Source organism: Pseudomonas sp. ZY71 (assembly GCF_036542145.1).
Taxonomy (GTDB): domain Bacteria; phylum Pseudomonadota; class Gammaproteobacteria; order Pseudomonadales; family Pseudomonadaceae; genus Aquipseudomonas; species Aquipseudomonas koreensis_A.
This window is the reverse complement of sequence record NZ_CP144274.1, coordinates 2237059-2258524: the sequence shown is the minus strand read 5'-3', so window position 1 is coordinate 2258524 and position 21466 is coordinate 2237059. Positions and strand designations below refer to the sequence as shown.

The following is a 21466-nucleotide window of genomic DNA, read 5'->3' as shown; positions in this document are numbered from 1 at the left end:
GCCAGATTCGCCTGCTGATAACTTTCCTTACAATTCCTCGACTACAGTTTGCCCATGCCTGCCCAACTCAAGCGTCGCCTGTTGATATTCCTGCTGCTCGTCCTGCTGATCGCCGGGGGCTTTTTCGCCCATTGGTTTTTCAAGGGACGCTTTTATGAAAGCACCGACAATGCTTATGTCCAGGGTGAGATCACCCGTGTCTCGAGCCAATTGGGCGCGCGCATCGACGAAGTGCTGGTGCAGGACAATCAGCACGTGGAAAAAGGCCAGTTATTGGTGCGCCTCGAACCGAATGATTTCCGTCTGGCCATCGACCGCGCCAATGCCGCCCTCGCCACCCGCGAAGCCGAACGCCTGCAGGCGCAGAGCAAACTGACCCAGCAATCGAGTCTGATCGCCGCCAGCGACGCGCAAGTGGCGACCACCCAAGCGACACTCGGCCGCTCGCAGATGGATTTGTCGCGCGCCGAAACTCTGCGCAAACCCGGCTATGTTTCCGAAGAACGCGTGACCACCCTCTCCGCCGACGCTCATATCGCCCGTTCGCAAGTGGCCAAGGCGCAAGCCGACGCACAGGGCCAGCGCCAACAGGTCAACGCCCTGAACGCGGAAATCAAACGCCTCGACGCGCAGATCGCCAACGCCCGCGCCGATCTCGCGCAAGCCGAACTCAACCTGACCCGCAGCGAAATCCACGCGCCGATCAGCGGTCTGGTCGGCCAACGCGCCGCGCGCAATGGTCAAGTGGTGCAGGCTGGCGCCTACCTGCTGTCGATCGTCCCGGACGAAGACATCTGGGTGCAGGCCAACTTCAAGGAAACCCAGATCGGTCATATGCAACCTGGACAAAAAGCCGAACTGACGTTCGACGCGTATGGCGACACACCGATCGAAGCGCGAGTCGATAGTCTGTTCGCCGCGTCCGGCGCGCAGTTCAGCCTGCTGCCGCCGGACAACGCCACCGGCAACTTCACCAAAGTCGTACAGCGGATTCCGGTGAAACTGACCTTCAAGGCCGACAACCCGCTGCACGGCAAGATCCGTCCGGGCATGTCCGTAACAGCCACCGTGAACATCAAAGACGCCCCGGACAATGGCCGGTGATTCGCTGATCCGCCCGGTAGGCGAACCGACCCGGCGCGATTGGATTGCGGTGATGAGCGTGATGCTCGGCGCCTTTATGGCCGTGCTCGACATCCAGATCACCAACTCGTCGCTGAAAGATATTCAGGGCGCCTTGTCAGCGACGCTGGAAGAAGGCTCGTGGATTTCCACGTCGTATCTGGTCGCGGAAATCATCATGATCCCGCTGACCGCGTGGCTGGTGCAGTTGCTCTCGGCGCGGCGTCTGGCGGTGTGGGTGTCGCTGGGCTTTCTGGTTTCTTCGCTGCTGTGCTCGATGGCCTGGAGCCTGGAGAGCATGATCGTCTTTCGCGCCATGCAGGGCTTTACCGGCGGCGCGCTGATCCCGCTGGCATTCACCCTGACCCTGATCAAACTCCCCGAACACCACCGCGCCAAAGGCATGGCGATGTTCGCCATGACCGCGACCTTCGCCCCGTCGATCGGCCCGACGCTGGGCGGCTGGCTCACGGAAAACTGGGGCTGGGAATACATCTTCTATATCAACATCCCGCCGGGCCTGATCATGATCGCCGGCCTGATGTACGGACTGGAGAAGAAAGAAGCGCACTGGGAACTACTGAAAAGCACCGACTACACCGGCATTCTCACGCTCGGCATTGGTCTTGGTTGCTTGCAGGTTTTTCTTGAGGAAGGCCATCGCAAGGACTGGCTCGAATCGAGCCTGATCGTGACGCTGGGCAGCATTGCCCTGGTGAGTTTGATCACCTTTGTGATCGTGCAGATCTCCAAACCGAATCCGCTGATCAACCTCGGCATCCTGCGCAATCGCAACTTTGGGTTGTCGAGTATTTCCAGCCTGGGCATGGGTGTCGGGTTGTACGGCTCGATTTATCTGTTGCCGCTGTACCTGGCGCAGATTCAGAACTACAACGCCCTGCAGATCGGCGAAGTGATCATGTGGATGGGCGTGCCGCAGCTGTTTCTGATTCCGCTGGTGCCGAAACTGATGAAGATTATTTCGCCGAAGTGGCTGTGCACGCTGGGGTTTGGCTTGTTTGGTCTGGCGAGTTTTTCGTCCGGGGTGCTCAACCCGGATTTCGCCGGGCCGCAATTCAATCAGATTCAGATTATTCGCGCGCTGGGGCAGCCGTTGATCATGGTGACCATTTCGCTGATCGCCACGGCGTACATCCTGCCGCAGGACGCAGGGTCAGCGTCGAGTCTGTTCAATATCCTGCGAAATCTGGGCGGCGCGATTGGTATTGCTCTGCTGGCGACGCTGCTGGATGCGCGCACCAAAACTTACTTCGATTATTTGCGTGAGGCGGTGGTGCCGACCAATCCGCAGGTGGCGGAACGGCTGGCGTCGATGACCGATCGGTTTGGCAGTGACACGGCGGCGTTGGGCAAGCTGAGTGAAATCGTCCATCAGCAGGCGGCGATCATGGCGTACAACGATGCGTTTCACTTTGTCGGGATTGCGTTGGGGATCAGCATGCTGGCGATTTTGTTGACCAAGAAATTGCCGGAGGGGCTGAAGGCTGGGGAGTCTCATTAAGACCGCGTTGCCGCCATTCGCGAGCAGGCTCGCTCCCACAGGGGATTTGTGAACGACATAGATCCAAGGTGGGAGCGAGCCTGCTCGCGAAGAGGCCCGCCCAGGCAATGAAGATCAAACTGCCAAAAGCCGCTCGCGCAGTTTGGCAATCTCATCGCGCATCTGTGCCGCCGCTTCAAACTCCAGATCCCGCGCCAGCTGATACATCTTCTCTTCCAGCGCACGAATACGCTTGGTGATCTCACTCGGCGAGCGCAGTTCGGCTTCGTACTTGGCGTTCTCTTCGGCGGCCTTGGCCATGCCTTTGCGCTTCTTGCTGCGCGAGCCCGGCACGGTGGCGCCTTCCATGATGTCGGCGACGTCCTTGATCACCCCGCGCGGAGTGATACCGTTTTCCAGGTTGAACGCTATTTGCTTGTCGCGCCGACGCTCGGTCTCGCCAATCGCCCGCTCCATCGAACCGGTCATGCGATCGGCATACAGAATCGCCCGACCATTAAGGTTACGCGCCGCACGGCCGATGGTCTGGATCAGCGAGCGCTCGGAACGCAGGAAGCCTTCCTTGTCCGCGTCGAGAATCGCCACCAACGACACTTCCGGCATGTCGAGGCCTTCACGCAGCAGGTTGATCCCGACCAGCACATCAAAGGTGCCAAGGCGCAGGTCGCGGATGATCTCGACCCGCTCGACGGTGTCGATGTCCGAGTGCAGATAACGCACACGCACGCCGTGGTCGGCGAGGTAATCGGTGAGGTCTTCGGCCATGCGTTTGGTCAGCGTGGTGACCAGCACCCGCTCCTCGACCGCCACGCGTTTGCTGATTTCCGAGAGCAGATCGTCGACCTGAGTCAGCGCCGGGCGCACTTCTACCTGCGGGTCGACCAGACCGGTCGGCCGTACCACTTGCTCGACCACCCGCCCGGCGTGCTCGGCTTCGTAATTGCCCGGGGTCGCCGAGACAAAAATGGTCTGCGGGCTGACCCCTTCCCACTCGTCAAACCGCATTGGCCGGTTGTCCAGCGCTGACGGCAGACGGAAGCCATATTCAACGAGGGTTTCCTTACGCGAACGGTCGCCCTTATACATCGCGCCGACCTGCGGCACGCTGACGTGGGATTCGTCGATCACCAGCAAGGCATCCGCCGGCAGGTAATCGTAAAGGGTTGGCGGCGCGGCACCGGCCGGACGTCCAGACAGGTAGCGCGAGTAGTTTTCGATGCCGTTGCAGTAACCCAGCTCGAGGATCATTTCCAGGTCGAAACGGGTGCGCTGCTCCAGCCGCTGGGCTTCGACCAGTTTATTGTTGCTGCGCAGGTATTCGAGGCGTTCCTGCAATTCGACTTTGATGTGTTCGATGGCGTCGAGCAGGGTTTCCCGTGGCGTCACATAGTGGCTCTTCGGGTAGAAGGTGAAGCGCGGCATCTTGCGGATGACTTCGCCGGTCAGCGGGTCGAACGCGGAAATACTTTCAACTTCGTCATCGAACAATTCGATGCGGATCGCTTCCAGATCGGATTCTGCCGGGTAAATGTCGATCACATCGCCGCGCACACGGAAGGTCGCACGGGCAAAATCCATGTCGTTGCGGGTGTATTGCAGGTCAGCCAAACGCCGCAGCAGTGCGCGCTGATCGAGCTTGTCGCCGCGATCAACGTGCAAGACCATTTTCAAATAGGTCTCCGGGCTACCCAGACCGTAGATGCACGACACCGTGGTGACGATGATCGCGTCCTTGCGCTCCAGCAACGCTTTGGTCGCGGACAGGCGCATCTGCTCGATGTGGTCGTTGATCGACGCATCCTTCTCGATGAAGGTGTCGGACGACGGCACATAGGCTTCGGGCTGATAGTAGTCGTAGTAGGAAACGAAGTATTCGACGGCGTTATTCGGGAAGAACGCCTTGAACTCACCGTACAACTGCGCGGCGAGGGTTTTGTTCGGCGCCAGCACCAGCGTCGGCCGTTGAATCTGCGAGATGACATTGGCGATGCTGAAGGTCTTGCCCGAGCCGGTCACACCGAGCAGCGTCTGGTGCGCCAGCCCGGCTTCGATGCCCTCCACCAATTGGCGGATGGCTTCCGGCTGATCGCCGGCGGGCTCAAAGCGGGTGACGAGCTGGAATTCGGACATATACACCTCTGGGATCGCGGCATTCCGAGCAAAGCGGAGTACCACGGGGACGACCGCAAACGACCGGTGTCGCGCAAGAAAAAACCTGGATTGTGCTCAATGTGGTGGCGATTGCCTCACCTTTCAAGGCAAACGTCCTACATCCGGTAAAGACTCTGACACGCGCAGTCGACTAACGGTCAAGAAATAATCGGAAAAACTTACCCGAAAAGCCGAATCGCCTGTCGCCATTGTTCAGTAATGGCCTCTATACTAGCTCCCCGTTTGTGCACCGCTCTAGTGCATCCGGCTGGAGCGCGACACGTCCCTCCATTCTCCATTCAGAGCCGCCGCAATAATGAGCCTGTTCTCCGCTGTCGAAATGGCACCCCGCGATCCAATCCTGGGCCTCAACGAAGCATTCAACGCCGATACCCGGACCACCAAGGTCAACCTGGGCGTGGGTGTGTACTGCAACGAAGAGGGGCGAATTCCACTTCTGCGCGCCGTGATCGAAGCCGAAACCGTTCGCGCCGCTCAACACGCTTCGCGCGGTTACCTGCCAATCGATGGCATCGCTGCCTACGACCAGGCCGTGCAAAAGCTGCTGTTCGGCAACGACTCACCGCTGATCAGCGCCGGTCGCGTCATCACCACTCAGGCTGTCGGCGGTACCGGCGCACTGAAAATCGGTGCCGACTTCCTCAAGCAGCTGCTGCCTAACGCCGTTGTGGCAATCAGCGACCCGAGCTGGGAAAACCACCGCGCGCTGTTCGAAACCGCCGGTTTCCCGGTGCAGAACTACCGTTACTACGACGCCGCCACCCACGACGTTAACCGTGCCGGCATGCTCGAAGACCTCAACGCCCTGCCGAACGGCTCGATCGTTATCCTCCACGCGTGCTGCCACAACCCGACCGGCGTCGACCTGACCCCGGCGGACTGGAACAACGTGCTGGAAGTGGTCAAGGCCAAAGGTCACGTGCCGTTCCTCGACATGGCTTACCAGGGTTTTGGCGACGGCATCGATGAAGACGCCGCTGCCGTGCGCCTGTTCGCTGAGTCCGGCCTGACCTTCTTCGTCTCGAGCTCGTTCTCCAAATCGTTCTCGCTGTACGGCGAGCGCGTTGGCGCCCTGTCGATCATCAGCGAGTCGAAAGAAGAAAGCGCGCGCGTACTGTCGCAAGTCAAACGCGTGATCCGCACCAACTACTCCAACCCGCCGACCCACGGTGCAAGCATCGTCGCCGCTGTGCTGAACAGCCCGGAACTGCGCGCGCAGTGGGAAGCCGAGCTGGCCGAAATGCGTCTGCGCATTCGCGGCATGCGTGAGCAGATGGTTGCCCTGCTGGCCGAGAAAGCCCCGGGCCGCGACTTCAGCTTCGTCGGTCGTCAGCGCGGCATGTTCTCCTACTCTGGCCTGACCACTGAGCAAGTGCATCGCCTGCGTAACGAGTTCGGCATCTATGCCCTGGACACCGGCCGCATCTGCGTGGCCGCGCTGAACCAGAGCAACATCAAGGCTGTAACGGATGCGATTGTTCAGGTCATCTGATTTCGCTGCGTGATGAAAAACGGGAAGCCTTGGGGCTTCCCGTTTTTATTTGTCCCGGATAACGCCCCACACCCTCTAGACTGCACACAAATCAAACTGTAGGAGTGAGCCTGCTCGCGATAGCGGCGTGTCAGGTAATGAAGCTTCGGCTGACACGACGCTATCGCGAGCAGGCGAAGGCCTACAGGTTTTGTGTACACCCGAGATTTCTGAAGAGACCCTATATGAAAAACGACAACCTGCGCGCCGACCGTGACGATCTGGATGATTTCATCCCTCGCGCCTCGGCCAAACGCGAAAAAAGCCTGGTGCTGCAAGTCGCCGCCGGCGTCTTCCTGGGTGGCCTGGTGCTGTGGCTGGTGCAACTGGCAGCCACCGCGGCCTACGCCAAACTGATGCTGGGCACTATCACCTTCGGCAGTTAAGCCAGTTCCGTCGCGCGCTGAGTCGCGGCATCGTCATAGACGACGTACAGCGATTCGGCGATCTGGCTTTTGATCGCCTTGGTGCTTTCCAGGCCGAGGACAAAACCTTCGGCCTTGCCGCCGGCGCGGTTCAATTCTTCAGCGGTGCCAGCCTGAGTGATTGCGTCGAAGAGTTTTTCGGCGTGTGGGCCGACGCCTTTGGGCAGGCTGATTTGCGCGATGCTCATGCGAACACCTCGTTGTTGCGGATTGAATGCTTCATGGCGCGTACCTTTTCGGCGAATGGCCGGCAGCGCGTGTCACCACTTCCGGGCGGCCATGGTAGACCTCTGCTACGGTTCTGGTAACCGCCAATCGCTGACAAACAGCCGTCCGTCCCGAAGATTTACTTAATTTTGCCACCTTCGCTTGACTTCTCTTTTTGAATCAGTAACATACGCACCAATTCCGCAATAGCTCAGTTGGTAGAGCAAATGACTGTTAATCATTGGGTCCCTGGTTCGAGTCCAGGTTGTGGAGCCAAATAGCAAAGCCCCTGAATCGAAAGATTCAGGGGCTTTTTTGTGGGCGCTCGAAAAGCTCAAACAAAAAGGGCCGATCTGTGTTTAACAGATCGGCCCTTTTCTATTCAGTTAAAGCGCTCAGACATGCTCGCTGCTTTTTGCATGCGCCTTCGGCGCGCCATGGCCATGATCATCAGGCTCGATCACCGGCACTTCCTTGCCATCGCAATCATGCAGCTTGCCGTCGCTGAAGTAATCGCCTTCACGCAGCGCCGCCAGATCGCGATAACGCAGAGTCCGCTCTTCCGCCGCCGCAAACACCGATTGCTGATCCGAGTTGCCCGCCGTGAAGTGGTTAAATGCCAGGTTGAGCAGGATCGCCATGATCGCCGACGAGCTGATGCCCGAGTGGAAAATGGTCGCGAACCAGCTCGGGAAATGATCGTAGAAGTTCGGCGCAGCAATCGGGATCATGCCGAAACCGATCGAGGTGGCGACGATGATCAGGTTGACGTTGTTGCGGTAATCAACCTTGGACAGTGTGCGGATACCACTCGCCGCCACGGTGCCGAACAGCACGATACCGGCGCCGCCGAGTACCGAGGTCGGCACCGCCGCGATGACCCGGCCCATGAACGGCAGCAGGCCGAGGATCACCAGGAAGATACCGCCCGTAGCGACCACGTAACGGCTCTTGATCCCGGTGACCGCCACCAGCCCGACGTTCTGGGCGAAAGCGCTCTGGGTGAACGAACCGAAGATCGGCGCAAACATGCTCGACAGCATGTCCGCCCGCAGGCCGTTGCCCAGACGCTTGGAATCGACCTTGGTGCCGATGATTTCACCGACCGCGAGAATGTCTGCCGACGTTTCTACCAGCGTCACCATGACCACGATGCACATCGACAGGATCGCGGCGAAGTGGAAGGTTGGCATACCGAAGTGGAACGGCGTCGGGAAGCCGAACATCGGCCCGGTGGTGACGCTGGAGAAGTCCGCCATGCCGAGGAACACCGCCAGCACCGTGCCGATCACCATGGCCAACAGGATCGACAGACGCGAGATGGTCGAGCTGCCGACCTTGCTCAGCAACAACACCAGCACCAGCGTGACTGCCGCCAGACCGATGTTCTGCATGCTGCCGAAGTCCGGCGCGTGGCTGTTGCCGCCCATGGCCCAGCGTGCGGCCACCGGCATCAGCGTCAGGCCGATGGTGGTGATCACGATGCCGGTGACCAGCGGCGGGAAGAACTTGGTGATGCGCGAGAACACCGGTGTGATCAATAAGCCTATCAAGGACGCCGCAATCACTGCGCCGAGCACCGACTGGAAGCCGCCCTCCCCGCCACTGCTGACGATTGCGACCATGGTCGCCACACCGGAGAACGACACACCCTGTACCAGCGGCAACTGACAGCCAAAAAACGGTAGACCCAGGGTTTGCAGCAGTGTCGCCAGCCCCCCCGCAAACAATGAAGCAGCAATCAGCAAACCGATGTCCGCCGGCGACAGGCCGGCCGCCTGGCCGATGATCAGTGGCACCGCAACGATACCGCCGTACATGGTCAGAACATGTTGCAGGCCGTAAGCCATATTCGCGCCGACCCCGAGATTTTCGTCCTCGGGCCGTTGGTGTGAAACATGGGGCGTTTTCATGGTGGGGGGTTCCCTGGTTTTTGTTATGCGCACACTGTATTCAATACTCACGACAAATGTCCATAGAGTTGTATACAACTTATCAGTCACAAAATGGATAGGTAGCCACCCAAGCTTCTAGCCCGCCGCTCCCATCCCCCACAAATCCGGCAACACATGCGCTTCTGTGTCTGCGCCAACGCCCACTAGGCTGAAGTGTTCATGGCGACCAGCGGCGCGGTCGCACTCTTTTTTATACATATAAAGTATGCATAATGAAGTCATTCACTATTCAGTACGACAAAAGCAAGAACGCAGCCAACAAACTCAAGCACAAAGGCGTCAGCCTCGCCGAAACTGAACCGGTCTTGCACGACGAACGAGCACTGACGGTCGAGGACAACGACCATGACGAACAGCGCTGGATCACTATTGGCCTCAACGGCAAAGGGCGCTTGTTGGTCGTTGCTTACAGTTACCGGGATGCGAATGTCGTTCGAATCATTTCTGCACGTGTCGCCACACCCAGCGAACGTTGCGCTTATTTTCTGGAGGCTTGACCGATGAAAGACGAATATGACTTCTCTCAGGGCAAACGCGGTGCAGTGGCGCCCAACAAGGGTAAAACGCGCATTACCATCATGCTGGATGACGCCGTCATCGAAGCGGCGCGTACGGCCGCGGAGAGCGAAGGGTTCGGTTATCAGACGGTAATCAATAACACCCTGCGTCATGCCCTGCTCGATGCGATTGCAAAACCGGAGCAAGTCGAATCGAGCGGCCAATTCAAGAAAGGTATCACCGCCGCCGATCTCAAAAGCCTCGAGAAAAAACTGTCGGCAGCGGTCGGGGAAATCCGCCGAGTGCTGGAGCCAGACGCCAAGCCCTAGCCAGACACGGGCTCGATCATCCGCGCCAGAGACTGCCGAGTGTGGGGTAGATCCGGCAGGTGCAGAGCAAACTCGCGCGCCAGCAACTCAATCAGCTCATCGACCTGCGTCACTTCGCGCCGCTCACTATTGGCACCCATGCGATGGACGGCGAAGCTGCCGTTGTTCAGCGTCTTGCGCCAGCCCTCCCCGGTGCGCGCGACCATCAGGCGCTGACTGAACGGTGACTCAGGATGCGTCGAGACGTACCAGTTGCCAATGGTGTAATCGATGTCTTCCTGGCGTTGCAGATCGAACAGGTACATCGATCGCCATTCCCCCGCCACGTTGGCAAGCAGCATGTAGCCGTCGGGCTGTTTTTCAATGCGATAAGGTTCGTGAGGGGTCGCTTGCTCCGCTTCGGTGTCGAGCAGCAGCGGTGCAGTCGGCACCATGCCACCAAAACCGACATCGGTGATGTAGCGCACATCGTCGATGGTCACCAGACTCAAGCGGTGCGTGCGCGCCGTCCAGCTGCCTTCCGGCTGATTCATCACTACACGCCCGCTGATAGCGCGTGCGTCGAAGCCCAGTTCAAGCAACAAGGCAAAGAACAGGTTGTTGAGTTCGTAGCAGTAACCACCACGGCCACCGACGAGGATTTTTTCTTCGATGGACGGCAGGTCGATCAACACCGGCGCCCCGCTAATCGTCGCCAGGTTCTCGAAAGGAAACACGCCGGTGTGGCGCAATTGCAGCAGTCGCAGGGTGTCCAGTGTCGGCTCCGGTGGCGCTTCAAAACCGAGACGTTGCAGGTACAACTTCAGATTCGTCAGGCGAGGCTCACTCATTGCTCGGTCCTTATGCATGGGGCCGCAGTTCACTGCGTTGATGGTCGCCATGTATACGGGATCGGGCACTGGTTCCGACAATTGATTTCGCCAATCGCCCGCTAGCGTTTTTTCCGTGAACCGATACGGATCCACGTCGGCGCATGGTCACTGGCGTGGGGTTCGTTGCGCACCCAGGCATCTACCCCGGCCTCGTGCAAATACGGACTCAGCGCCGGATTGAGCAGTAGATGATCGATGCGCAAACCGGAATTGGTTTGCCAGTGCTGGCGGAAGTAATCCCAGAACGTATAGAGCCGATCCTCGGGATACAGATGGCGCAGCGAATCGGTCCAGCCTTGATCGAGCAAGCGTTGATAACACTCGCGGCTTTCGGGTTGCAGCAGCGCATCCTTGAGCCACGAGCGGGTGTTGTAGATGTCCATGTCAGTGGGCACAACGTTGTAGTCACCCGCCAGCACCACCGGGTGATCGCTGCTTTGCAGGTCCTTCGCGTAGCTGATCAGCCTTTCGAACCACGCCAGTTTGTAATCGAACTTCGGTCCGGGCTGCGGGTTGCCATTCGGCAGGTACAGACACCCGACCAACACCCCATGCACCGCCGCTTCCAGATAACGACTGTGCTTGTCGTCGGGATCGCCGGGCAAACCGCGCCGACTCTCCAGCGGTTGCGCGTCACGGGCAAGAATCGCCACGCCGTTCCACGCGGCTTGTCCCTGCCAGATTGCGCCGTAACCGGCGGCTTCCAGTTCGGCGGCGGGGAACGCCGTGTCGACAGATTTGAGTTCTTGCAGGCAGGCGATGTCCGGTTGCTCGCGCTTGAGCCAATCCAGCAGATTCGGCAAACGAGCGCGTAAACCGTTGACGTTGTAGGTGGCGATCCGCAGGTTTTTCATCAACTGAGGCTCCTGCCCATGGGCTGTGAAAACTGTGACCTCGTGAACATCGTGGCGGTTGCATCGGATCCACCCGATGCGGCGTAATAGGCCCTCGCCATTCGCCCGCTCCGCCGAGACCTGATCCCCATGAAAACCACGCTGCAAGGTCAGCGCATTCTCCTGCGCCCGCTTGAGTATTCAGATGCCGCCGCCCTGCTCCATGCGGCCGCTGACGGCGAATTGTGGAACCTCACCGTCACCGTGGTGCCTTCAGCAAGCACCGTCGACAGCTACCTGAAAAAAGCCCTCGATGGCCGTGATGCCGGCACGGTGATGCCGTTCGTGATCGTGTTGAAAGATAGCGGCCAAGTCATCGGCTCCACGCGCTTCTGGAAGATCGACCCGCTCAATCGCAAGCTGGAAATCGGCAGCAGCTGGATCGCGGCGAGCTGGCAGAAATCCTTCGTCAACACCGAAGCCAAGTACCTGATGCTGCGTCACGCCTTCGAAGTCCTCGGTTGCGTGCGCGTGCAGTTCACCACCGACGAGAACAACCAGAAGTCGCGCAACGCGATTCTGCGTCTCGGCGCACAGCAGGAAGGCATCGTCCGCCACGAACGAATAATGCCGGACGGGCGCAAGCGCAACTCGGTGCGTTTCAGCATCATCGACGACGAGTGGCCGCAGGTGCGCTTGCATCTGGAGCAGAAACTCGCCGCCTACGCGTAAAACATTCAGGTACGATTGCGCAGCCATTGCAGAAAGCCTTTTTTCGGTGCGACCACCGGCGTTTCCTCGGTCAGCGATTGCGCCTTGTGCAGGCGATAATCGAGCAAGGCTTGCATCGCATCGTTGATGTCGTGGCGGGCGTCGAGGCACGGCTTGAGGTAGGACTTTTCGATGCGGTACAGCACGCAAAAGGTTTTCGCCGAAAAGTCCGCCGGCAACGCGGTATCGGACAAGATCCCAGCCTCGCCAATCACCTCCCCCGGTCCCATACGCCCGGACTCGAACGGCGTACCGTGACGTTTCAACGTCACCGACACCACACCGGACTCAATAATGAACAGATGATCGCTGACCTCGCCGCCCGCGAGAATGACTTCGCCGGCACGGAAGGTTTGCAGGTTCATGTTCTGGCTGAAAGTGTCTTTCTCTTCCTGGCGCAGGGTCGAGAAAATCGGTGAACTGTCGAGCAGTGCCCGTGGCCGCGACAGGTTAGTCGGCGCGCTGCTTTCATCACTCGACAGCAGATTGACCCCGGACGCCTGCAAATGCCGATACGCCAGGTCGAACAGCTGATTGCGCACCACGCGCTTCTCGCCCATGGATGCAACGAATCCACTGATTTCGTATTCCGCACCGCTGCTGCCGGAGCTTTTCAGCGCCACGCTCGGCGCAGGCGTGTCGAGCAATTGACGACAGCCCTGCATCGCCCGCTCCAGCGCATCGATCACCGAATTGGGCCGCGCATGCGGGCTGACCTGCACGCTGACTGCGACGCCGAACATATTGCTCGGCCGACTGAAGTTGATGATCTTGGCCTTGGCCGCCAGCGAGTTGGGAATCACCGCCATGCTGCCCTGACTGGTCTGCAGGCGCGTGGCGCGCCAGTCGATGTCGGTGACCCGGCCTTCGGTGCCGTCGATGGAAATCCAGTCATCCAGTTGATACGGCTTGGTGGTGTTGAGGACGATCCCGGAGAACACATCGCTGAGCGTGCTCTGCAAGGCCAGACCGACGATGATCGCCAACGCGCCAGACGTCGCCAGCACGCCTTTGACCGGCAGATCCAGCACATAGGCCAGCGCCGCGATGATCGCGATAAGGAAAATCACCGCGCCGAGCAGATCCTGCAACAGCCGCCCGGTGTGGCCGACTCGCTGCATCATCACCGCGCCGATCAACACCGTCAGAGTGCGCGCACCGAACAGCCACCAGCCAATCTGCAACCCGGTCGCCGCCAAATGCAGCGGCACGTTGTCGGCCCACGGTGCGGGCTCCATCGGGTTGAGGCCTTCGTTGAACAGCAGCACGCTGAACAGAGTGAAAATCAGCACCCGCACCAGCAGTTTCCACTCGCTGCCATGGGAGGAGATCAGACGCCACAGGCCCAGATCGAGGAGGATCAGGATCAACGCGCAGAACAACGGATGTTCGGTGAGCAGCGACAGCATCAAACAACTCCGACGGGGGCCAATCGCGAGAAGATCGCACAGATTGAGCAAGTGTAGGAGCAATTGATTTCAGAGCATGAACGCCCACGCAAAAACACCGCAAAACCCATGTAGGAGTGAGCCTGCTCGCGATGGCGGGGTATCAGTCGAAATCTCTTTGACTGACCCACCGCTATCGCGAGCAGGCTCACTCCTACAGGTATTGCGTAAGGCCTGGGTTATTTACCGTTAGTCAGGGTGCTGTAGCTGGTCATCAGGTTGCGGTAGTCGGGGATATGGTTGGAGAACAGCGTGCCCAGCCCTTCAATGTCGTTGCGCCAGTCGCGATGCAGCTCGCAGGCCAGACCGAACCAGGTCATCAATTGCGCGCCGGCCGTGGACATGCGATTCCACGCCGACTCGCGGGTCAGTTCGTTGAACGTGCCCGAGGCATCGGTAACCACGAACACATCAAAACCTTCCTCTATCGCCGACAGTGCCGGGAATGCCACGCAGACCTCGGTCACCACGCCAGCAATGATCAGTTGCTTCTTGCCCGTCGCCTTGATCGCCTTGACGAAATCTTCGTTGTCCCAAGCGTTGATCTGCCCAGGACGGGCGATGTACGGCGCATCCGGAAACAGCGCTTTCAGTTCCGGCACCAGCGGACCATTGGGGCCGGTTTCAAAACTGGTGGTGAGGATCGTCGGCAGTTTGAAGTACTTGGCCAGATCGGCCAGCGCCAGCACGTTATTCTTGAATTTGTCCGGCTCAATGTCACGGACCAGCGACAGCAGCCCGGCCTGATGGTCGACCAGCAGCACCGCAGCGTTGTTCTTGTCCAGACGTTTGTATTGAGTGGTCATTGCAGTAATCCTCGCGGGTGGTAGAGGCCGACCGTTGGTCGGCCTCAGGAGACTCGATCAGCGCTGGGAATCCAGCACTTCGTGTTCGTTCGCGACTTGCTGAGCCTTGAGGTAGCTCTCGATCAGCAATTGATAATGCGGCATGGCCTGGGCATAAACGGCCGCCCACTGCTCGGCATCGGGACGGTTCCACGAGCCTTGCAGCTCGGAAAGCGTAGCCATGATGTCGATCGGCACCACCCCGGCCTGGGCCAAACGGGCAACGGTCAGATCAGTGGCGAGTTTCGAGTGATTACCGGACGCGTCGACCACGGCAAACACCTTGTAGCCTTCGTGCACGGCGGCGATGGACGGGAACGCCAGGCAAACGCTGGTCAGGGTGCCGGCGATCACCAACGTCTTCTTGCCGGTAGCTTTGACCGCTGCGTGAAATTCCGGATTGTCCCAGGCATTGATTTCGCCTTTGCGCGCCACGTATTGCGCATGCGGCGCCGCTTCGTGGATCTCCGGGATCAACGGCCCGTTCGGCCCTTGCGGCACGGAGGCGGTGGTGATTACCGGCATCTTCAACAGGGTCGCGGCTTTGGCCAGTGCGATGGCATTGGCGCGCAGTTGCGGCACGTCCATGTCCTTGACGATCTGGAACAGACCGCTCTGGTGGTCGATCAGCAGCATCGCTGCGTCGCTGGCATCGATGGTCGGTTTCTGGCCGTCGAAGTTCGCTGCATTGACAATGTTCATGTGCGTTTCCTCTTTTCTATAGGCAACAGCCATCCCTGGCCTGCGAACCGGCCTACGCGTCCTGTGTAGAGCGGAGTGGTGGTGCGTTAAGCGTGCATCTGGCCGAAGCGGCCGGACTGGAAGTCGGCGAAGGCCTGGTGGATTTCCTGCTCGGTGTTCATCACGAACGGGCCGTGGCCGACGATCGGTTCGTCGATCGGCTCGCCGCTGAGCAGCAACACCACGGCGTCCTGGCTGGCTTCGAGCGTCATCTGCTGGCCGTCACGTTCGAACAGCGCCAATTGCCCTTCACGCACCGCTTCCACTGCGTTGACCTGCACCGAGCCTTTCAGCACCACCAGCGCGGTATTGCGGCCTTCATGCAAATCGAGCGTCAGCAACTTGCCGGCGTTCAGACGCAGATCCCACACATCGATCGGCGTGAAAGTCCGCGACGGGCCGGTGTGGCCATCGAACTCACCGGCGATCAGGCGCAGGCTGCCGGCGTTGTCCTTGAGCGCGATGCTCGGGATGTCGCTGTCGAGAATGGTCTGGTAACCCGGCGCGGCCATTTTGTCCTTGGCCGGCAGGTTGACCCACAACTGGACCATTTCCAGTTTGCCGCCGGTTTTGGCGAAGTTTTCCGAATGGAATTCCTCGTGGAGGATCCCGGAAGCGGCCGTCATCCATTGCACATCGCCCGGGCCGATCACTCCGCCGCTGCCGGTCGAGTCGCGGTGCTGTACTTCGCCTTCATAAACGATAGTCACGGTTTCGAAACCACGGTGCGGATGCTGACCAACGCCACGCCGTTCGCTGGTCGGGGTGAAATCGGCCGGGCCGGCGTGATCGAGCAGCAGAAACGGGCTGATGTGTTTGCCCAGGTTGTCGTAGGAAAACAGCGTGCGAACCGGGAAACCATCGCCGACCCAATGGCCGCGCGGGCTGGTGTAGATACCGATGATGTTTTTCATGGTTGTCTCCAATTTGGGTGAGTGACGCGATGGATTAAGCTTAAATCCATGGGCATTAATGCACTAGACTGCAAAAATCAGCCTTAGCGTTCTATCTGGAGAACGATGGTGGAAGACCTCAACACCCTCTACTACTTCACCCAAGTGGTCGAACACCACGGTTTCGCCGCCGCCGGGCGCGCACTGGACATGCCCAAATCGAAGCTCAGCCGGCGGATTTCCGAACTGGAAGAGCGCCTCGGCGTACGCCTGCTGCATCGCACCAGCCGCCATTGCTCGTTGACGGAAATCGGCCAGGCCTATTACCAGCGCTGCCTGGCCATGCGCGTCGAAGCCGAAAGCGCCGCCGAGCTGATCGAGCGCAATCGCTCGGAACCGCAAGGGCTGGTGCGCCTGAGTTGCCCGACGGCGCTGCTCAACTCCTGGGTCGGGCCGATGCTCACGCGCTACATGCTCAAGTACCCGTTGGTGGAGTTATTTATCGAGAGCACCAACCGCCGTGTCGATCTGCTGCACGAAGGCTTCGACATCGCCCTGCGCGTGCGCTTTCCGCCGCTGGAAAACACCGACATGGTCATGAAAGTGCTCGGCAACAGCATGCAATCGGTGGTCGGCAGCCCACAGTTTGTCGAACGTCTGTCGTCACCGCCCTCGCCTGCTGACCTTAATGGCCTGCCGAGCCTGCATTGGGGCGCGGCGCAGCGTGAATATCAGTGGGAACTGCTTGGGCCGAATGACAACACGGCGCTGATTCGGCATACGCCGCGGATGGTCACCGATGACTTGATTGCCTTGCGTCAGGCGGTGATTGCCGGCGTTGGCGTGGCGCATCTGCCAAGCGTAGTCGTGCGAGAGGACATTGCCGCCGGACGAGTCGTGGAGTTGATTCCAGGCTGGGCACCGAAGTGCGGGGTGGTGCACGCGATCTTTCCGTCGCGGCGCGGGCTGTTGCCGTCGGTGCGCACGTTGATTGATTTTTTGGGCGAGGAATTTGCGCGTAGCGACATAGCCTGAATCGGTGGTGCGCCCTTCGCGAGCAAGCTCGCTCCCAGATGAGCACGCATTCCAATGTGGGAGCGAGCCTGCTCGCGAAGAGGCCAGCCCCGACAACATAAGTCCTGAAAATGATTCATGACTTCTGATCAACAGTGCTTTGTCCCGCCAGCGGTTTTTCTCAACCATCCGGATGCGGATACTCCTGCTCATTCCCACTGCAACCCCTGGAGTCCCTCATGTCTGTTCCCGCTTTCGGCCTTGGCACGTTTCGCCTGCAAGGCCAGGTCGTCATTGACTCAGTGAGCACCGCCCTTGAACTCGGCTACCGGGTCATCGACACCGCGCAGATCTACGAAAACGAAGCCGATGTCGGCGCGGCCATTGCGGCCAGCGGCATCCCGCGCGACGAGCTGTTCATCACCAGCAAGATCTGGGTCGCCAACTTCGCCAAGGATCGCCTGATCGATAGCCTCAAGGACAGCCTGCAGAAATTGCAGACCGACTACCTCGACCTGACCTTGATTCACTGGCCATCGCCGGAAAACCAGGTCCCGGTCGAAGAGTTCATGGGCGCCCTGCTCGAAGCCAAACGCTTGGGCCTGACCCGGCAGATCGGTGTGTCCAACTTCACCATCGATTTGATGAAGCAGGCAATTGCGGCGGTCGGTGCCGACCACATCGCGACCAACCAGATCGAACTGCACCCGTACCTGCAAAACCGTAAAGTCGTCGAGTTTGCCCAGAGCCAAGGCATCCACATCACTTCGTACATGACCCTGGCTTACGGTGAAGTGCTGAAAGATCCGCTGATCCAGCAAATCGCCGAACGCCTGCAGGCCACCCCGGCGCAAGTCACCCTGGCCTGGGCGATGCAGTCGGGCTATGCCGTGATTCCGTCGTCGACCAAACGTGACAACCTGCAAAGCAACCTAGCCGCCACCGCACTGACGCTAAGCGACGCCGACATGGCGCTGATTGCCACACTGGATCGCGGCCATCGCCTGACCAGCCCGAAAGGCATCGCGCCAGACTGGGACTGATCCGGCGATATTGCCCGTTCAGGCCTGCAGACGTTGCGCGAGACCGGTCATGGCCTTGCGCAACGTCTCGACCGCGATGCCCAGCGTTGCCGCTTGCGCCTGTTGACTCGCCAGCTCCAGATCAACACACGCCGCCACTACCCGCGCCGCGCCCACCATCTGCGCCCCGCCCTTGATGTGATGAGTCAGTTCACGCAGCCCTGCGCGATCCTGCTCAGGTTGCAAATCAGCAAGACGTTGCAGATCGAGTTGCAAACTGTTCAACACTTCCCTGCGCAATTGTTCGATCAAGCCACGATCATCCCCGGCCATTTGCTCCAGGGTGCTCAGATCGATTTCCGCCAGCGCCAGCACCTCAACGGGGTCAACCGCGATGTCGCAATGACTGGCCGCCGCCAACGCCTGCGCCAGGTCATGCAAGCGGATCGGTTTGAACAGACATTCGTCCATGCCGGCATGCAGGCAACGCGTCCGCTCCTCGGCCTGCGCGTTGGCGGTAAAACCAAGAATCAGACAGGGTTGGCGGCCGGCAAGCGCTTCCTCATCACGGATCGCCCGCGCCAGTTGATATCCGTTGCGCCGCGGCATGTTGCAATCGGTGATTACCACATCAAACGCTTGCGCCCGCCAGCGCTCCAGCCCTTCATCGCCGTTCTCGGTGTCGACCGTACGATGGCCGAGTTCACTCAACTGCCAGCACAACAGCAAGCGGTTCACCGGATGATCGTCCACCACCAGAACATTCAGTGAACACGTCGCGGTGAGCGCAGTGTCGGAGGGCTCCGGGGCCTGTGCGAGGGCTTCCAACAGCGGCAGTTCGAGGCTGACTTCGACTTGCGTTCCTGCGCCCGGTGTACTGTCGAGTCGCAGCGTGCCGCCCATCATTTCGCAGAGACTGCGACTGATCACCAGACCCAGTCCGGAGCCGCTGCGTGCGGTTTTCGAATCATGGCTCGCCTGTACGAACGGGCTGAACAGCCGTCGCCGATCGTCTTGGCTGATCCCCACACCGCTGTCTTCAATGAGGACTTTCACCGCCAGGTGCTCGGCGGCCATTGTGGTCACCACCAGTCGCAGGCTGACCTCGCCCTCTTCGGTGAACTTGATCGCATTGCTCAGCAGATTCGACAGCACTTGCTTGAAGCGCGTCGGATCAATCAGCACATCCACATTGCTGCGCGCATCGAGTTCGATGTGCCACAGCAAACGCTTCTGCCGCGCCAGCCCTTCGAACACCCGGCACACCGACACCACCAGTTCGCGCAGGTTGGCGCGTTCGGGGGCGAGGGACAAATGCCCGGCCTCGATCCGCGCGATGTCGAGAATATCGCCGATCAGCGCCAGCAATTGTTGCCCGGCATTGGACGCCACCTGAATCGCCAGACGGTCGGTCACGCCTTCCTCGGCGCGCTTCAAGGCCAGTTCGAGCATGCCGATCAAGGCGTTCATCGGCGTACGGATTTCATGGCTCATGGTCGCCAGAAACGTGGTCTTGGCCCGATTGGCGTCGTCCGCCGCGTCCTTGGCTTCCTGCAATTGCTGCAGCCACTGCTGTCGCCGGCGAATCTGTTGCCGCTGAAAAACGATCCAGGCCAACGCCAGCGCCAACAACACCGCCGCACCGGCAAAACCAAGGAGAATCTCGCGGCGATGCTGTAACCAATAACTGCCTTCCACCACCACATCGTGGCTCCAGCGCTCCACCAGTTCGTCCATCTGTTGCGGGGCGATGCTCAACAGCGCCTTGTTCAGGATCGAATGCAGTGCCGGCATCTGCGGGGCCGTCGCCAACGCAATGCGCGCCGGTTGATCGCCGATGGTCCCCGTAATACGCAGGCGCTCGCGGTAGTGACGTGCGATCAGAAAGCGTGCCACCAGCAACGAACTCACCGTGGCGTCGACCTGGCCTTTGGCAATCAATGCCATGCCTTCAGCGGGGCTTTTGACGTCGACCAGACGGATCTGCGGCACGCGCCCCAAGAGATAACTGCGCAACGGATGACCGCGATAAATGGCCAGCCGCTTGCCTGCCAGATCATCAAGATTGAGCGGCCCTTGCGCAGTAATTGCACTGACCAGCACAAACGGATTGTTCAGATAGGCGCGGGTAAATTGCAGTTCGGTTTCGCGCTCGCTGCTCGGCGTCACCACCGGCAACACATCCAGTTCACCGGCCTTGAGCTGTTCGATCTGACGATCCAGCGACGTTCCGCGCACAATCTCGAAGTTCAACCCGCTGCGCTGGCTGATCAAACTCAGCAGTTGCGCCGTCAGCCCACTGAAACGGCCATCGGCATCGAAAAACGTCAGCGGTGCGAAATCTTCGATGGCACCGACCCGGACCACGGGATGCTGGTCCAGCCACTCCTGTTCATTGGCACTGAGTTGCACCCGGCTCTGCTCAGCCATCTCGGCCTGGCCTACGCTCCAGCGTTGCTCGATGCGCTGGCGACGCTCCATGGGAATGGCCGCCAGTGCCTTGTCAACGATGCGTTTGAGGCGCGCATCGCTGCGCAACAGGGCAAAGCTGAACGAAAGGGCATCCAGCCCCGCAGGACCGGCCAGTTGCAGGTCGTTGCGATAATTGGTGTTGATCAGGTAGTTGCCACTGGTTAAGTCGCCCAGATAACCGTCTTTCGCGCCAAAGGCCACCGCACCCAGCGCATCCATCGCCGAAGGGTAAAGCTGCACGTTTGCCAAGGGATAAAACGCTTGCACGCTCGCCAGCGGCAGATAGTCCTCGACCATGGCCAGACGCTTGCCGGCCAGATCGCTCGGCAATTGTTCTTCGAGCCGGGTCACCAGCATCGGCTGATCTTCAGCGTAGGCACGGGACAGGATGAAGGCGGGGTCGGCGGCTTCAAAACTGTTGGACGTGCCCAGCAGATCGAGATCGCCGCGTTTAAGTGCCGCCATCACCGCGTCACGGTTGGCAAAACGCTGGACTTCGATGCGCACGCCGAGCAATTGCGCCAGCAGATCTGCGTAATCGGCAGTCAGCCCCTCGAGTTCCTGTTGATTGCGGGTAATTTCGAACGGCGGGTAATCCGGCCCGGAAATCCCCATGCGCAGCACCGGGTGCTGACGCAGCCATTGGCGATCCTGTTCGTCGAGGCGCAGCTGGACGTTTTCCAGTCCGGTGCGGCTCAGCAATTGCAGCACCTGCGGCGTGTCACTGGCCCAGCAGGTGGCCATCAGGCTCAAGCCCAAACACATAATCCAGCGGCCCGGCCTCATGTGCGGTC

19 protein-coding genes and 1 tRNA gene are annotated in these 21466 nt (G+C 59.8%); 10 read left to right on the top strand and 10 right to left on the bottom strand.

All coding sequences use genetic code 11. From position 1 onward, the window contains the following. Positions 1–54: 54 nt before the first annotated feature. On the top strand, positions 55–1104 hold the full coding sequence (locus VY732_RS09970; RefSeq protein WP_186613608.1) for an HlyD family secretion protein: 1050 nt from the start codon (positions 55–57) through the stop codon (positions 1102–1104). 49 nt (positions 1105–1153) lie between these two features. Beyond that, positions 1154–2644, top strand: coding sequence for an MDR family MFS transporter (locus tag VY732_RS09965; protein WP_185057818.1), 1491 nt, complete (start codon positions 1154–1156; stop codon positions 2642–2644). Between the two features lie 114 nt (positions 2645–2758). On the opposite strand, the gene uvrB is transcribed toward VY732_RS09965, so the two are convergent. Further along, a complete protein-coding gene (uvrB, locus tag VY732_RS09960) occupies positions 2759–4774 on the bottom strand; it encodes an excinuclease ABC subunit UvrB (RefSeq protein ID WP_007913411.1) in 2016 nt (671 codons plus the stop codon). A gap of 337 nt (positions 4775–5111) precedes the next feature. Here uvrB and VY732_RS09955 point away from each other — a divergent pair, with 337 nt between their 5' ends. Further along, positions 5112–6308, top strand: a complete 1197-nt coding sequence (locus tag VY732_RS09955) for an amino acid aminotransferase (protein ID WP_077571911.1) — start codon at positions 5112–5114, stop codon at positions 6306–6308. Positions 6309–6532: 224 nt separating this feature from the next. After that, positions 6533–6733, top strand: coding sequence for a hypothetical protein (locus tag VY732_RS09950; protein ID WP_053118898.1), 201 nt, complete (start codon positions 6533–6535; stop codon positions 6731–6733). On the opposite strand, the gene VY732_RS09945 is transcribed toward VY732_RS09950, so the two are convergent. Further along, complete coding sequence (locus tag VY732_RS09945; RefSeq protein ID WP_331695298.1) at positions 6730–6960, bottom strand: hypothetical protein; 231 nt, start codon at positions 6958–6960, stop codon at positions 6730–6732. The genes VY732_RS09950 and VY732_RS09945 overlap by 4 nt on opposite strands. Positions 6961–7179: 219 nt before the next feature. On the opposite strand from VY732_RS09945, the gene VY732_RS09940 reads away from it, so the two are divergent. Beyond that, positions 7180–7255 (top strand) — tRNA-Asn (locus VY732_RS09940). Positions 7256–7374: 119 nt separating this feature from the next. Here VY732_RS09940 and VY732_RS09935 read toward each other — a convergent pair. Next, the gene (locus VY732_RS09935; protein ID WP_331695297.1) at positions 7375–8892 is read right to left on the bottom strand and encodes a nucleobase:cation symporter-2 family protein; all 1518 of its coding nucleotides are present in this window, start codon (positions 8890–8892) and stop codon (positions 7375–7377) included. Positions 8893–9146: 254 nt separating this feature from the next. On the opposite strand from VY732_RS09935, the gene VY732_RS09930 reads away from it, so the two are divergent. Continuing rightward, positions 9147–9431 carry a BrnT family toxin gene (locus VY732_RS09930; RefSeq protein ID WP_077571908.1) on the top strand — a complete coding sequence of 95 codons (285 nt, stop codon included), beginning with the start codon at positions 9147–9149 and terminating at the stop codon, positions 9429–9431. Positions 9432–9434: 3 nt separating this feature from the next. After that, complete coding sequence (locus VY732_RS09925) at positions 9435–9761, top strand: BrnA antitoxin family protein (protein ID WP_137218010.1); 327 nt, start codon at positions 9435–9437, stop codon at positions 9759–9761. Here the strand turns inward: VY732_RS09925 and VY732_RS09920 are convergent. Both VY732_RS09920 and xth read right to left on the bottom strand, forming a co-directional pair. After that, complete coding sequence (locus VY732_RS09920; protein WP_331695296.1) at positions 9758–10591, bottom strand: arylamine N-acetyltransferase family protein; 834 nt, start codon at positions 10589–10591, stop codon at positions 9758–9760. The genes VY732_RS09925 and VY732_RS09920 overlap by 4 nt on opposite strands. A 101-nt stretch (positions 10592–10692) precedes the next feature. Next, positions 10693–11487: an exodeoxyribonuclease III gene (gene xth / locus VY732_RS09915; RefSeq protein ID WP_038363581.1), complete on the bottom strand. Its 795-nt coding sequence runs from the start codon at positions 11485–11487 to the stop codon at positions 10693–10695. Between the two features lie 129 nt (positions 11488–11616). Between xth and VY732_RS09910 the strand changes: the two genes are divergently transcribed. Next, positions 11617–12198 (top strand): GNAT family N-acetyltransferase, encoded by a 582-nt coding sequence (locus VY732_RS09910; protein ID WP_077571905.1) that lies wholly within the window; start codon positions 11617–11619, stop codon positions 12196–12198. 5 nt (positions 12199–12203) lie between these two features. Here VY732_RS09910 and VY732_RS09905 read toward each other — a convergent pair whose 3' ends face one another. The 4 genes from VY732_RS09905 to VY732_RS09890 all read right to left on the bottom strand — a co-directional run bounded on the left by VY732_RS09905 (position 12204) and on the right by VY732_RS09890 (position 16185). After that, a complete protein-coding gene (locus tag VY732_RS09905) occupies positions 12204–13646 on the bottom strand; it encodes a mechanosensitive ion channel family protein (protein WP_212622566.1) in 1443 nt (480 codons plus the stop codon). Between the two features lie 218 nt (positions 13647–13864). After that, a complete protein-coding gene (gene ycaC, locus VY732_RS09900) occupies positions 13865–14491 on the bottom strand; it encodes an isochorismate family cysteine hydrolase YcaC (RefSeq protein ID WP_331695295.1) in 627 nt (208 codons plus the stop codon). 57 nt (positions 14492–14548) lie between these two features. After that, positions 14549–15232, bottom strand: a complete 684-nt coding sequence (locus VY732_RS09895) for an isochorismatase family protein (RefSeq protein ID WP_331695294.1) — start codon at positions 15230–15232, stop codon at positions 14549–14551. Positions 15233–15318: 86 nt separating this feature from the next. Continuing rightward, a complete protein-coding gene (locus tag VY732_RS09890; RefSeq protein ID WP_331695293.1) occupies positions 15319–16185 on the bottom strand; it encodes a pirin family protein in 867 nt (288 codons plus the stop codon). A 105-nt stretch (positions 16186–16290) separates the two neighbouring features. On the opposite strand from VY732_RS09890, the gene VY732_RS09885 reads away from it, so the two are divergent. Continuing rightward, positions 16291–17199, top strand: coding sequence for a LysR substrate-binding domain-containing protein (locus tag VY732_RS09885; protein ID WP_331695292.1), 909 nt, complete (start codon positions 16291–16293; stop codon positions 17197–17199). 218 nt (positions 17200–17417) lie between these two features. Then, positions 17418–18221 (top strand): 2,5-didehydrogluconate reductase DkgB, encoded by an 804-nt coding sequence (gene dkgB, locus VY732_RS09880; protein ID WP_331695291.1) that lies wholly within the window; start codon positions 17418–17420, stop codon positions 18219–18221. A gap of 18 nt (positions 18222–18239) precedes the next feature. Here the strand turns inward: dkgB and VY732_RS09875 are convergent, their stop codons facing one another. Beyond that, positions 18240–21416 (bottom strand): transporter substrate-binding domain-containing protein, encoded by a 3177-nt coding sequence (locus VY732_RS09875; protein ID WP_442968566.1) that lies wholly within the window; start codon positions 21414–21416, stop codon positions 18240–18242. Positions 21417–21466: the final 50 nt, after the last annotated feature.